A 12680-nucleotide genomic window follows, 5' to 3' on the forward strand; every position below is an offset into this window, starting at 1 on the left:
ATCGGGAACCGGGACCGCCAAACGGTCCCGGTTCCCGGTGGTCTGAAAATTTATGAAAAGTCGATCTCGGCGGCGAGGCGGATTTCTACCGTCGCCTTGCCCGCATCGAAACCATCGAGTGTTTCATTGTGGTAGGCAATGATCTCGGAGAAGGTGAAGGTCGCCGTGTCGCCTGTCGTGTGGCCATCGGCAATCAACGTCACATCATATCCGAGCGACACGGCTCGCCTGACTGTCGTGTCGACGCAGAATTGCGACATGCATCCACCGACGACGAGGTGTGTGACCGATCGTTCGCCCAGGCGTTCTGCAAGATCGGTCTCGAAGAAGGAGTCGGCGCTTTTCTTGCGCACAACGACGTCGGCCTGCCTCGGCGCGATCTCGTCGCGCAGCGCCCAACCCGGCGTGCCGGTGGCCAGTCGATGGCCGCTGTCGCCGTCATGCTGAACGAGCACGATCGGCGCGCCCGCCTGCCGAGCTTTTTCCTGCAGCACGGCCAGCCGTGCGACGGTCTCGTCGAGTGCGGCATCAATATCAGGTTGCCGCTCCGGCGAGGCTTTGCCGGAGAGGATGGCATTCTGGACGTCGATGATCAGAAGGGCCTTGGTCATTTCGGGCGAGGTTTCCGCGGCTGGATGGCGAATGGACAACACTCGCGCTTCAAAGAGCGAAAGCCGCCCGACACGTGGTCAAGCGGCTTTCCAATTGCGGGCACCAGTCAGGCTCAGCCGAGCCTGCCTGCGGCGTGGGCGAGCATGGTGTAGACCTTGCCCGTATCCGAGGTGAGGTAGGACTGCGTCACCGTCCGGTTCGGGTCGGTGCGGGCGACGTCGGCGAGCAGCTTTTCGAAATCACCAATGTAGCGGTCGACGGCGGTGCGGAACTCCGGTTCGCGGTCGTATTTGCGCTTGATCTCGTCGAAGGTCTGTTGGCCCTTCAGCGTGTAGAGGCGGCGGGTGAAGACGTCGCGCTCGCCGCGCTGGTAACGGCGCCAGAGATCGACCGAGGCGTCATGGTCGATGGCGCGGGCGATATCGACCGAGAGCGAGTTCAGCGATTCGACGACGTGACGTGGATTGCGGCTGTCGTTGCTGCGCGCGACCGGTGCGGCAGTTTCCGCCGGGCGGGCCGGAACGCGGGCAGCCGCCTCGTCGGCGGCCTCCTCACGCGATGCGCCACGCAGGAGGTCGCTGATCCAGCCGCCGCTTTCCGGACGCGCCGGCTCCTGACGGCCTGTTTCCTGGCGAGTGGGGACAGGCTGCGGGGCGGCGCGCTGGGGAGCGGCAGCCGGCGCAGATGGTGCGATCGTTCCGCGCAGACCTGCCGCTTCGATCGGCGGGGGTGCTGCCGGCTGCGGCGGCTGGGCTGCGACCGGCTGGGCGGGACGCGGGGCAGGCTGCACCTGAGCGAGCGTACGGGCGACAGGCTCGGAGATCTCGAGCTGCTGGCTGGAGCGGCCGACGAGCTGGGAGATATCCTGCAGCGCCTTGATCTGCTCGGCGACGGCCCGGCGCATGGCCGAGGCGCTTTCCTTGGCTTCCTCGGGAAGATCGAAGGCGCCACGCTTCAGCTCGGCGCGAGTGGCGTCGAGCTCGTTACGGATGTCGGCGGCGGAGCGGCGGATATCCTCGGTGGCGCCGGAGAAGCGGCCGACGGCATCATCGATCGCTTCGCGCAGCGCTTCCCGCATGTTCTGGGCGGCACCGTCGGAGGCACGGCCGGCTTCCCCGAGCATACGCTCGACTTCCGACAGCGAGGCCGTGAGACCGCCGCGAATGCGATTGGAGAGATCGCCGGAACGGCGTTCGACATTGGCGAAGGTGCCGTCGATCGTCGTATTGGCCTCGTCGCCGGCGCGGGTGATCGCCTCGCGCATCGTCTCTGCCGCTTCCTGGGCACGCTTCTCGGTTTCGGTGAGAATGCGGCCGATATCGGCGAAGGAGGATTGCACACCTTGGCGCAGATTGCCGGTGACCTGGTTGGAGCGTTGCTCTGCCCGCTCGAACACAGTCTCGATCATGCTGCCGAGGCCTTGCATGGTCTTTTCGATCTCGGCGGAGCGCTGGACGAGGCCGACGGAGAGTGTCTGCAGCGCGCTCTCGCGCTCTTCGAGCGTCGAGGCGAGGTTGGACTGGGCGGCGCCGAGAAGCTGCGAGGCCTGAGTCAGGACCTTGGAGTGTTCGTCGAAGCGGCCGATGATCCCGCCGACCTGCGCCAGCGTCTGGCCCGAGATGTCGGAGAGGCGGTCGATCTTGCCTTCGAGGAGCCTGGTCGAGGCGGAGACCATTTCAGCGGCCTTGGTGGCGGAGTCGGCAAAGCGCGTGGTGGTGTCGCCGAGAAGGCCGTCGACGCTGGCCAGTTGTTCGGCGGAGCGGTTCATCATCATCGCCATCGCCGCACTGCTTTCCGACATGCGCTGGACGAGGCCGTTGACGTTGCCGACCAGGCTGTTTTCGATGGCGCTGACGGCATTGGCGACATTCTCGGTGCGGGCGGCAACGGCGCTGGCGAGTGCTTCGTTTTCGGCGCGCAGACGGTCGGCGCTGAGATTGGCCGCGGCGGTGATGCGGGCGGCGGCCTGCTCGCCGGCATCGGTATAGCGGTCGATGATCGGGCGGGCCGTTTCGTCGAGGATGCGCGTCAATTCGACCGAACGGCCTGATAGCATCGAGTTGAGGTCGCGGGTGCGCTCTTCGAGCGTCGAGCGGATCGAGTTGCCGCGCGTTTCCAGTGCCCGGTCGATGTCGGAGAACGTCGTATCGATCTCGCGGGCACGCTCCTCGAGATTGGTGCGAATGGCGCTGCTGCGCGCTTCGAGCGCCCGGTCGACATCCGCCATGGTGGCGGAAATCTCGCTGCCGGCGCCCGACAGTGTCGAGCGGATGGCATTGCCGCGTGTCTCCAGAGACTGGCCGGCATCCGACAACACCTTGGAGATGGCATTGACCTGCGTGCCGACGATGGTCTCGGCCTCGGCGACCTTGTTGACGATGGCGTTACCGGCTTCCGAGAAGGTCTGGGCGACGGCAGCGGCCTGGCTTGCCAGCCGGTTCTGAGCTTCAGCGACACGGGTGACGATCTGCGACGAGCGCTCATCCATGGTGCGGGTGAATTCGTCGCTTTTCGCATTGAGATCCTCGGCGAATTGCTGGCCGGTCTTGCCAAGCAGTTCGGTGGTTCTCGTCGCTTCGCCTTCCATTCCCTGGGCCGCGTCGGCAACCGCGCTGCGCAGCGTCGAGGCGAGACCGGCGGCCTTGCCTTCGATGGTGCGGTTGACGGCCTCGAGACCGACGGTCAACGCACGGTCCATGGTGGAGAGGCGTTCCTCAATGCGTTCATTGCCGCGGTCGAGCGTTTCGCCGAGGCTCGCGGTGCGGCCCTCGATGGCGCCCGTCAGGCTGGTGGTGCGGCTGTCCAGCGTCTCGGCCAGATTGGCGGTGCGGCTGTCGATCGCCTGGGTGAGGTTTGCGGCACTGCCTTCGAGCGTCGCCGAGATGCGCCGAGTGGTATCGTCGCTGAGCGCGCCGAGACGGGAGACGCCGTCGGCAAGCACGCCGGACAGCTGGCCGGTGGCCGCTTCGACCTTTTCGGCAACGCCGCCGACGCCGTCGCGGATGCGGGTCTCGATCGCTGCGAGACCGGTTTCCACACGTGATCCGGTTTCTTCAAAACGGCCCGTCAGGCTTTCGACCGACCGATCGAGATGGGCGGAGAAATTCTGGGTGGAGCTCGAAATCGCATGTGCCGCCTCCTGGAAGCGGCTGGCGATCTGGCCGGCGCCGGCATGCATGCGATCTTCCAATGTCTGGGCGCCGGCATCGATCGCCTGGCGGATCGCGGCTTCACGGTGCTCCAGCGACAATTCGAGCATGCCGACACTCGTCGCCACCGATGTGCCGATGCTGGTAGCCTGTTCGGCCAGCGTATCGCTGATCAGCGCATGGGCCTGGTTCAGCGATAGGTCGATGGCGTTGGCGCGGTCTTCGAGCGTCGTGCGGATGCGCTCATGGGCAGAGGCGAGCCCACCCTCGATGCGCGCTGCGGCCTCGTCGGCGAGGCCTCCGAGCCGTGTATGTGCATCGGTCAGACGGCCTTCGATGCGGCCGGTCAAACCGCCGACGAGATCCTCGAAGCGGGCGCCGCCCGTATCGAGAACGCCCGAGAGGGCGGCGCTATGTTCGGAAAGCGCATTTTCGAGCCGCTGCTGATTGTCGGTATAGGCGGTGCGGATCGCATCGGTCTTGTCGGAGAAGGCGCCGGCGACTCGTGCCTCGGCACCGGAGACGGCCTCCATAATGGCGTTGCTGCGGGCTTCGAGCACACTGTCGAAGCGGCTCTGGTTATCGTCGAGCGAAATGGCGAGCGCCATGGTCTTTTCATCGAGCGTATCGGTGAGCCGGTCGTGGGTTGCCGTCACGGCGCCGATGATCGCGGCGGTGCGGTGCCCCAAGGCTTCCTCGAGGCGGGCCTGGCCTTCATTCAGCGAGGCGGCAAGGGCGGCGGCCTTCTGGTCGAGCACACCGTTCAGGCCTTCGTGCGTGCCGGAGACCGCATTGGTGATCGCTTCGGCGCCTGTTGTCAGCGTCTCCTCGAGACGGCTCTGGCTCTCGTTCAGCGAGATGGCAAGCGCCATCGCCCGATCGTCGAGTGTCTCGGACAGGCGGTCGTGGGTGGCGGAGACCGCATTGAGGAAGGATTCCGAGCGGCTCTCCAGCGTGTCCTGCAGGCGGCTCTGGCCCTGGTTCAGGGAGGCGGCGAGCGCCGTCGCTTTTTCGTCGAGCGTGTCCTCGATACGCGTCTGAGTTTCGTTGAGCGAAATGGCGAGCGTCATCGCCTTTTCGTCCAGCGTCTCGGAGAGGCGATCATGGGTGCTGGAGACGGCATTCAGCAGAGCTGCGGAGCGGGTTTCGAGCGTATTCTCGATACGGGCCTGGCCTTCGCTCAGCGAGGTGGCAAAAGCTGCCGCCTTGCCGTCCAGAGTCTCCGAGAGACGGTCATGAGTGCCGGAGACGGCGTTCAGCAGGGCCGCGGAACGGGTTTCGAGCGTGTCCTCGATGCGGGCCTGGCTCTCGTTCAAGGTAATGGCCAGCGCCATGGCCTTCTCGTCGAGCGTCTCGGCAAGGCGATCGCGCGTGCCGGACACGGTGTTCAGCAGCGCCTCGGCGCGCGCTCCAAGCGCATCCTCGATGCGGGCATGGCGCTGGTCGAGCGAGGTCGTAAGGGCGGCCGCCTTGCTGTCCAGCGTTTCTGACAGGCGATCATGCGTGCTTGATACGGCGTTGAGGAAGGCCTCGGAGCGGGTCTCGAGCGTATCCTCGATACGAGCCTGGTTTTCGTTGAGCGAAATGGCGAGAGCCATCGCCTTTTCGTCGAGCGTCTCGGAGAGGCGGTCATGTGTGCTTGATACCGCATGCAGCAGCGCTTCGGAGCGGGTCTCGAGCGTGTCCTCGATGCGGGCCTGGCTCTCGTTCAGAGAGATAGCGAGGGTCATCGCCTTTTCGTCGAGCGTCTCGGCAAGACGGTCATGGGTACCGGAGACGGCATTGATGATGGCGTCGGAGCGGGTCGCCAAGGCTTCCTCGAAGCGGCCGTGATGGGTGGTCAGCGCCTCGACGAGCGCGCCACCGCGCTCTGCCATGACGCTGTCGATACGGCCGTGGGCCGTGCCGAGCGCTTCGCTGATTTCGGCCGCACGGGCAGTAAGCACGCCGCTTAGCTCCTCGGCGCGACCGCCGAAGGCAGCGGTCACCTGCTCGGTGCCGGCGGCAACGGCAGTCGTCAGATCGGTGGTGGTGGTGCGCAGAGTGTCGCGGAATTCGGCCGAGCGTGTCTGAAGGTTGTTCTGCAGCTCGGAGGTACCGGTCGCAAGCGTCAGCGCGATGTCAGACGTAGCGCTCTGCAGCGCCGAGGTCAGTTCGCCGGTGCGGCTGGTGAGTACTGTGGTGATTTCGTCCGCGCGGCTGCCGAGGGTGCTTTCCAGCACTTCGTGGCCGGTGGCGAGCGTGGTGGCGAGCGCCAGCGACTGGTCGGTCATCGACGAACCAAGGCGGTCGATGCCGGAATTCAGGATGCCGTCGATCGAATCCGAGCCGCCGGTCAGCGTCTCGTTGATACGGGCGAGGCTCTCCATCAGCTTGGTGTCGAGCGAGCCTGTGCGTTTGTCGAAGGCGCTGGTGAATTCGGCGACGCGTTCGTCGAAGGCGGTCGACAACTGGGCGACAGTCGTCTGCAGCCGCTCCTCGAAGAAGCCGGAGCGCACGTCGAGATCCATGACGGCGTCGTCGGCGGTGGTTTGCAGGCTCTGGCGGAAGCTTGCACCCTTTTCGTCGAGCGCGCTGTTCAACTTCGACAGCACGTCGTCAAGCGTGCCGCCGATCGTGCGTTCGCCTGACGTCAGGCTCTCGTTGATCTCGCGGGTGCGGGCGATCAGGATCTCATTGAGCTGGTGCGTACGCTCGTTCAGCGCCGCATTCAGCTTTTCCGTGCTGCTGTCCATGGTCGAGGCGCGCGTCTCGAACTGGCTGAGCAGCCTTTCGCCATGATCGTTGAGATTGACGGAGAGGGCTTCGAGGCGGTTGTCGAATTCGGTAGCCAGCGCAAAACCCGATGCGTTCAGTGTCTGCAACAGGGTATCGGTCTTGGCTGCGAGCAGGCTGCCCATCGACTGCAGAGCGCTGTCCGACTTTTCCAGGATCGTCGCGGCGCGTGTATCGATGAGCGAGGCGAAGGCTTCGCCCGATGTGGCAAGCCGTACCGCGATCTCTTCGGTCGCAAGCGAGAGCTCTTCCTTCAACTGATCGTGTACGCTGCCGATCGAGGTGCGGATACGGTCGGCATGGTTGACGATCGCTTCGCGCTCGGAGCCGAGTTCGTGGACGAGACCGCGCACGCGCAACTCGTTGTCGGCATAGGAACGTTCAAGGGCATTGACTTCGGAATGGACGAGCGTTTCCAGCTCGGAGGCACGAGCGATGGTGCGTTCGATGCCCTCATTCATGGCCGAGACCTCACGGCGCACGGCCTGGCCGACCGTCATGATGCGCTCGGAGGCGATGGTTTCCGGCTCTGCCAGGCGCAATGCCACTTCTGCCATGGAGCGGGCGGCGTTGCGCATGTCCTGGGCGCGGGAGATCATAATGGCGAAGGCATAGAACATCATCACGGGAATGACGATGCCGACGAGGCCGGCGATGACGCCGGGCAGGGCGACGAGATCGGCGAGCGAACGGATCTGCCAGATCTGCGGAGAATAAAGCAGCGACATCAGACCGAGGCCGGCCATGACCCAAAGCACGGAAAACAGGGTGGCGGTACGCACCGCCGAGCGGCTGGAGGCGCCGTCAAAGGATTTCAGGATCGAGGCGGGCGTATTGCGGCTGGCATCGTTGGCGGGCGCGAAGGTCGGGCCCCTAGAAGCCTGCTCGCCGGCGGCACCGCGGCGGCTACGGCGCTGCGCTTCTTCCTGGGCCTGCTGATTGCGCGCATTCACTGGATCAGACACATTAGCCTCCGGGGCCTGGGGCGCGTCGCCGCGGCGAGACGGTACGTTATCCTTGCTGAAGTCGATCTGGAGCGCCTCGTCCAATGCCTTGAACGCCTTGTCCTCAATTGACTCGTTATATTTGTTGTTCGCCATTCGGGTATGCCTCGTTACTGTCAGCCGGCCCAACCGCGCATCCGGGGCTTCCGCCTCACCCGGGAACAACTTTGCCGTTCCAGCCTCCCATCCCAACGAAGGACGGATAAGCATGTCATTTCAGAGTAGATAGCCGCTTTTTCAAACGGAAGGTATCAAAACACTACCATTATCCACTCGCTCGGCAAAGGCGCGTACCATAAACCCGCTCCACCAGTATCGTAGTGACACATCTGTGCTCTTCACACAATTAATGAAGGCTTGAGATTCACGGCCCGTTAACCCGTTGTTAACATCTTTGAATCCTAGACACCGCTTAAAAACCAATAATTTAGGGATGTTTAACGGACGTTAACCATATGGCGAGATTTCCACCCTGAGTGTGCCGGAATTTAACGTGATAGCCACCCTCCTGACGCAGAACTGTTGCAACTGCGGACGACAGAGACGGGAGAATTGGCAATGGCAGCCCAGATGGCAGCATTGAACATCGTATTCGAGGCGCCGGATAATGCAAAGGGACCGTGTCCCTCGAAGGTCCGGCCGATCGATCTGGTCCATCTCGCAAAGCAGACGATGGGCGACAAGACGCTGGAAATCGAAGTCCTTCAGATGTTTGCGCGCCAGGCCCGTGCATGTCTACAGGATATTGCGAGCGGTGAAACCATCCGTATCGGGGCAGCCGCGCATCGGCTGAAGGGCGCGGCAAGCTCAGTCGGCGCGTTCCGCGTGTCGCAGACGGCGGAAGCGGTCGAGGAAACCGGTGGCGATGCCGGCGCGACGGCAGCGCTGGGTGCCGCCGTCATCGACGCCGAGAATTTCATCTTGAAGCTCTGCCGCGGCTGATCTCTAAGTCTTTATTTAATGCATGTCATTGTCCCAAAACCGCTGCACACAGTTGGACGACGTGCAGGAGATAGTGTTTTAACGAGGCCCGTTGTTCCATTGCGGAACCGCGGGTCTTTTTGCGACGTCCCGTATGACGCTTTGAAGACGGCGGGCGAAGGCCCGATCTGCGAGGCTATGGCGGATTTCGCCAATATTGACTGACGCGTCGAATTGTCGGAAGAAAATCCGCCCACCCACCTGAAGACCGGAAATAGTCCTGATGCCCAAACTTACCATCGTCGCCTTCGACGGCACGCGCTTCGACCTCGACGTCGACCAAGGCTCCACCGTGATGGAGAATGCCGTGCGCAATTCGGTGCCCGGCATCGAGGCCGAATGCGGCGGCGCCTGCGCGTGCGCGACCTGTCATGTCTATGTCGATGAGGAGTGGACGGAAAAGGTCGGCCAGCCGGAAGCGATGGAAGAGGACATGCTCGACTTCGCCTTCGATGTACGCCCGACTTCGCGGCTGTCCTGTCAGATCCGGATGAAGGCTGTCTATGACGGGCTCGTGGTCCACGTGCCGGAACGCCAGGCCTGAAGCACGTTACGCTTCAAACGTCGCCGAAACATTCGATATCAAAAAAGACGCCTCGCGCGCTTGAGCGAGCGAGGCGAGGCGGGCGCATTACCTACGGATGAGGGAGGAACATCCGCGGCTTCGGAACGCGCCAGGAGAACCCAGCGATGAAAGTGCAGATGCCGTAGCTGAACTTTCGAATGTGTTCATATTAACGCGTTCCGGTTGAGTCTGCCAGGATGAAAAATGACCATTCAATCGCTGGGGAGGGTGCAAGTTTCGCACAAGTTTCGTTGTGCAGCTAAGGTTTTCCGCTCGCAACCAGATTGAAAAAGCCTTATTTTTCGCCGGCTCGACCGTTGATTCGATTATTTAGCAACCTCAACATTCGCTTCTGAAAATTGACGGCCTCGACCCGATCGAATCGCGCCTGCTGCCGGTCGTGCTCCTCTATACCGCGAGCTGATTCGTTGGAGACGAGTTCCTGCATGGCTTCGCAGCTGCGCTGCTGGCGCAGCGCGCGAATGGCGCGCTCCATGGCGCGGGCCTGGTCGCGGGCGATCTCGGCATGGCGCTCCTCGTGGCGCTTGATATCGCTCGACAGCGCGTCCCAGATCATCGACAGCTCCTTGCTGGCGCCCTTGCGGCTGCTCCAGCGCGGCAGGATGATCTGGGTGTGGACCGTGACCTTGACGTTGCCGACGCGGCAGCGCCCGTTATCCTGGATATAGGTTGCCTCGCCGCCGAAGCGGATCTTCGTGGCGCCGGGATGGCGGGCAGAGGAACCGCTCGCCGTCGGGCCCCGCCGGCTGAGTTCGCGGTCGAGCTCATCCGCTGTTTTGCCGCGAATGTCGAAATAGGAATAGCTTTTCGATGCGATCACTTCGGCTGCCACGGGGCTGCAAAGGGAAAGAGCAATGGAAAAGGCGATAGGAAGGACCATATAACGCACTGCAAGCGGCATTCTGAACGCAACCCGTGTTGAAATCGACAGGAGCTTGGGGCATAGCCACCGCAAGCGCAATATCGGATGGCGCTTTTTTCGTCCTCAATGGGATAAGTCTGGTGACAGGGCTCGAAGGCAGTATATGGCGTGTCGGCCATGGCCGGGAGATCGAACTCGGCCGTCGTTCGACGATCATGGCGATCATCAACGTGACGCCGGACTCCTTTTCAGACGGCGGTCGCTTTGAAACCGTCGATGCGGCGGTCGAACAGGCGCTGCGAGCGGTGAGCGAGGGCGCCGGCATTGTCGATATCGGCGGCGAATCGACCCGGCCGAACGCAGCAACCGTCAGCCCTTCGGAGGAACAGGCGCGCGTGCTGCCCGTCATCGAGGCACTGCGCGGGCGCACCCAGGCGCTGATTTCCATCGACACCTATCGCGCCGAGACGGCACGGCTTGCGATCGGAGCTGGCGCCCATATCGTCAATGACGTCTTCGGGCTGCAGAAGGAGCCCGATATCGCCAATATCGCCGCGGTGACCGGAGCCGGGCTCTGCATCATGCACACCGGCCGCGATAGGGTAAAACTCGTCGATGTGATTGCCGATCAGGTACATTTTCTCGAACGGTCGCTTGCGATCGCCGCTGCATCAGGCGTCAACCGCGACCGCATCGTACTCGATCCGGGCTTCGGCTTCGCCAAGGAGACGGCGGAGGAGAACCTGGAGCTGATGGCGCGGTTTTCCGAACTTTCCCGTTTCGGCTTGCCGCTGCTCGCCGGCACGTCGCGCAAACGCTTCCTCGGCGCGGTGACGGGCCGTGAGGCACAGGACAGGGATGCGGCGACGGCTGTGACCAGCGCGTTGCTGAGACTTCAAGGGGCTGCGGTTTTTCGGGTGCACAATGTCGCAATCAACAGGGATGCGCTCGATATCGTCGATGCTATGCTCAATGCGCGCCAGGAATTCGAGAGGAAGCGGCCGACATGACCACCTACACGATCACGCTGCAGAACTGCGCCTTCTTTGCGCGCCACGGCGTGCATGACGAGGAGGAATTCCTCGGTCAGCGCTTCTTCGTCGATGCCGAACTCGATGTCGTCGCCGGCGAGGCACTAGAAAGCGATTCGATCAACGATACCGTCAATTACGGCATCGCCTTCACCGTGATCGAGCAGATCGTCACCGGCAAGCGGCGCTACCTGATCGAGTCCCTGGCGCTCGATATCGCCAAGGGGCTTTGCGAGACATTCCCGCAGATCCGGCGTGCGAAGATCACGGTGCGCAAGCCGAACGCACCGGTGCCCGGCGTGCTCGATTTCGTGCAGGTGAGCGTTGAGCACTTTGCCTGAGGCCGCATTGCAATCCGCCACACTCGGTCTCGGCGGCAATATCGGCGACCCCGTCAAGGCGATGGCGGCGGCGCTGCAGAGGCTGGACGGGCGGGACGACTGCCGGGTTACGGCGGTGTCGCGGCTCTATCGCACGCCCCCCTGGGGAAAGACCGACCAATCCTTCTTCTTCAACGCTTGCGCCGCCGTCAAGACCAGCCTGGAGCCCGAGGCTTTACTCGATGTCTGCCTGTCGATCGAACGTGAGATGAAACGCGAACGCATCGAGCGTTGGGGGCCACGGACGCTGGATATTGATGTGCTGACCTATGGCGACGTGATCCAGGACGCGCCGCGGCTGGAACTGCCGCATCCGCGGATGACCGATCGCGGTTTCGTGCTGATGCCGCTTGCCGATATCGCGCCGGGTCTTCTCGTCAGGGGCAGGGCGGTGAGTGACTGGCTTGATGATGCCGAGGTGACCGGCATCGAGGTTGCCGACAACAATCGAGACTGGTGGCGGAGCGCCTGAAGCAGGGAAGCTGAAACGGAAAACGGCGGGAAACCCGCCGCTTCAGGAAAATCCGCTGTGCGGTTTGTCTACTGGATAGAACCGACGGCCATCTCGTCGACCTGGCGGGTCAGCGTCAGGCCGATCACCGGGATCATCTGGCTTTCGACCTTGACCGAAACGGTGACGTTCATCGTCTTGTCGTCGCGCACGCGGGCGATCATCGCACCGTTCAGCTTGGCGCGGTTGATGCCAACGACGACAGTGTCCTCGGAGACGGCGCCGGAGACGACGTCAAGGCCCTTGCCGGCGGCGCCGTCGAGGAACTTGCCCTTGTAGCTCGAGCCCGACTGCGAGATGACGGCGGTCATCGGCTGCTTGAAGACGCCGACGCGGCAGGTGCCGTCGAGCTTGATGCCGGCGCTGCTGTCGCCGGTGGGCTCACCGATCAGGTTGCAGGTGAATTTCGTGCCCTTGTACTTGCCGGCGACGATTTCGCCGGGACCCTTCCAGGAGCCGGCGACGGAATCGAAGAAGGCCTTGTCACGGGTTGCAGCGGTGGCTGCCGGAGCGACATCTGCAACGGGAGACAATGCCGCGGCGGCCAGGCCGCATACGATGAGAAACTTGCGCGAATACATGGATTTTCCTTGGCAAACACCACTCACGAACTGGCTGCAAGTTTTGCCGAAGAATGGTTAATCCTTCCTTTCGATTGTGCCGAAATGCAAGGCAATACAGGGTTTTTGCGCGGTGATTATTTTAAAATACCGTCCCTAGAGCATTGAATCTGCTCAAATTTCTCTGGCATTACCCTAGGGGAGGCGAAAGCTACGGAATCGCTGCTTC

General features: G+C 62.9%; 10 protein-coding genes. 6 read left to right on the forward strand and 4 right to left on the reverse strand.

The features are described 5' to 3' along the window. Positions 1–50: 50 nt before the first annotated feature. On the reverse strand, positions 51–611 hold the full coding sequence (locus BS629_RS29275; RefSeq protein ID WP_018242233.1) for a cysteine hydrolase family protein: 561 nt from the start codon (positions 609–611) through the stop codon (positions 51–53). A gap of 113 nt (positions 612–724) precedes the next feature. After that, a complete protein-coding gene (locus tag BS629_RS29280; protein WP_018242232.1) occupies positions 725–7636 on the reverse strand; it encodes an apolipoprotein A-IV repeat region-like domain-containing protein in 6912 nt (2303 codons plus the stop codon). 462 nt (positions 7637–8098) lie between these two features. On the opposite strand from BS629_RS29280, the gene BS629_RS29285 reads away from it, so the two are divergent. Next, positions 8099–8482 carry an Hpt domain-containing protein gene (locus BS629_RS29285; protein ID WP_017964526.1) on the forward strand — a complete coding sequence of 128 codons (384 nt, stop codon included), beginning with the start codon at positions 8099–8101 and terminating at the stop codon, positions 8480–8482. Between the two features lie 262 nt (positions 8483–8744). Beyond that, a complete protein-coding gene (locus BS629_RS29290; RefSeq protein WP_003540151.1) occupies positions 8745–9065 on the forward strand; it encodes a 2Fe-2S iron-sulfur cluster-binding protein in 321 nt (106 codons plus the stop codon). A gap of 316 nt (positions 9066–9381) precedes the next feature. Here the strand turns inward: BS629_RS29290 and BS629_RS29295 are convergent, their stop codons facing one another. Further along, on the reverse strand, positions 9382–10008 hold the full coding sequence (locus tag BS629_RS29295) for a DUF922 domain-containing Zn-dependent protease (RefSeq protein ID WP_018242231.1): 627 nt from the start codon (positions 10006–10008) through the stop codon (positions 9382–9384). A gap of 101 nt (positions 10009–10109) precedes the next feature. On the opposite strand from BS629_RS29295, the gene folP reads away from it, so the two are divergent. Genes folP through folK form a run of 3 tightly spaced genes read left to right on the forward strand, consistent with a single transcriptional unit; the run spans position 10110 to position 11852 of the window. Continuing rightward, on the forward strand, positions 10110–10979 hold the full coding sequence (gene folP, locus BS629_RS29300) for a dihydropteroate synthase (RefSeq protein ID WP_018242230.1): 870 nt from the start codon (positions 10110–10112) through the stop codon (positions 10977–10979). Continuing rightward, positions 10976–11341, forward strand: coding sequence for a dihydroneopterin aldolase (gene folB / locus BS629_RS29305; protein WP_003540148.1), 366 nt, complete (start codon positions 10976–10978; stop codon positions 11339–11341). Before folP ends, folB begins: the two co-directional genes overlap by 4 nt. Further along, positions 11334–11852, forward strand: a complete 519-nt coding sequence (gene folK / locus BS629_RS29310) for a 2-amino-4-hydroxy-6-hydroxymethyldihydropteridine diphosphokinase (RefSeq protein ID WP_018242229.1) — start codon at positions 11334–11336, stop codon at positions 11850–11852. The genes folB and folK overlap by 8 nt, the downstream gene beginning before the upstream one ends. 68 nt (positions 11853–11920) lie before the next feature. Here folK and BS629_RS29315 read toward each other — a convergent pair whose 3' ends face one another. Next, positions 11921–12472, reverse strand: coding sequence for a hypothetical protein (locus BS629_RS29315; RefSeq protein WP_003540146.1), 552 nt, complete (start codon positions 12470–12472; stop codon positions 11921–11923). Between the two features lie 9 nt (positions 12473–12481). Here BS629_RS29315 and BS629_RS39015 point away from each other — a divergent pair, with 9 nt between their 5' ends. Further along, entirely contained in the window at positions 12482–12619 is a 138-nt protein-coding gene (locus BS629_RS39015; RefSeq protein ID WP_155256908.1) for a hypothetical protein, read from the forward strand. Positions 12620–12680: the final 61 nt, after the last annotated feature.

Source organism: Rhizobium leguminosarum bv. viciae USDA 2370 (assembly GCF_002008365.1).
GTDB lineage: Bacteria > Pseudomonadota > Alphaproteobacteria > Rhizobiales > Rhizobiaceae > Rhizobium > Rhizobium leguminosarum.

Bases quoted from the DNA above. Each gene is read 5' to 3' on its own strand.
- BS629_RS29275 (WP_018242233.1), bottom strand. From the start codon at position 611: ATGACCAAGGCCCTTCTGATCATCGACGTCCAGAATGCCATCCTCTCC.
- BS629_RS29280 (WP_018242232.1), bottom strand. From the start codon at position 7,636: ATGGCGAACAACAAATATAACGAGTCAATTGAGGACAAGGCGTTCAAG.
- BS629_RS29285 (WP_017964526.1), top strand. From the start codon at position 8,099: ATGGCAGCCCAGATGGCAGCATTGAACATCGTATTCGAGGCGCCGGAT.
- BS629_RS29290 (WP_003540151.1), top strand. From the start codon at position 8,745: ATGCCCAAACTTACCATCGTCGCCTTCGACGGCACGCGCTTCGACCTC.
- BS629_RS29295 (WP_018242231.1), bottom strand. From the start codon at position 10,008: ATGCCGCTTGCAGTGCGTTATATGGTCCTTCCTATCGCCTTTTCCATT.
- folB (WP_003540148.1), top strand. From the start codon at position 10,976: ATGACCACCTACACGATCACGCTGCAGAACTGCGCCTTCTTTGCGCGC.
- BS629_RS29315 (WP_003540146.1), bottom strand. From the start codon at position 12,472: ATGTATTCGCGCAAGTTTCTCATCGTATGCGGCCTGGCCGCCGCGGCA.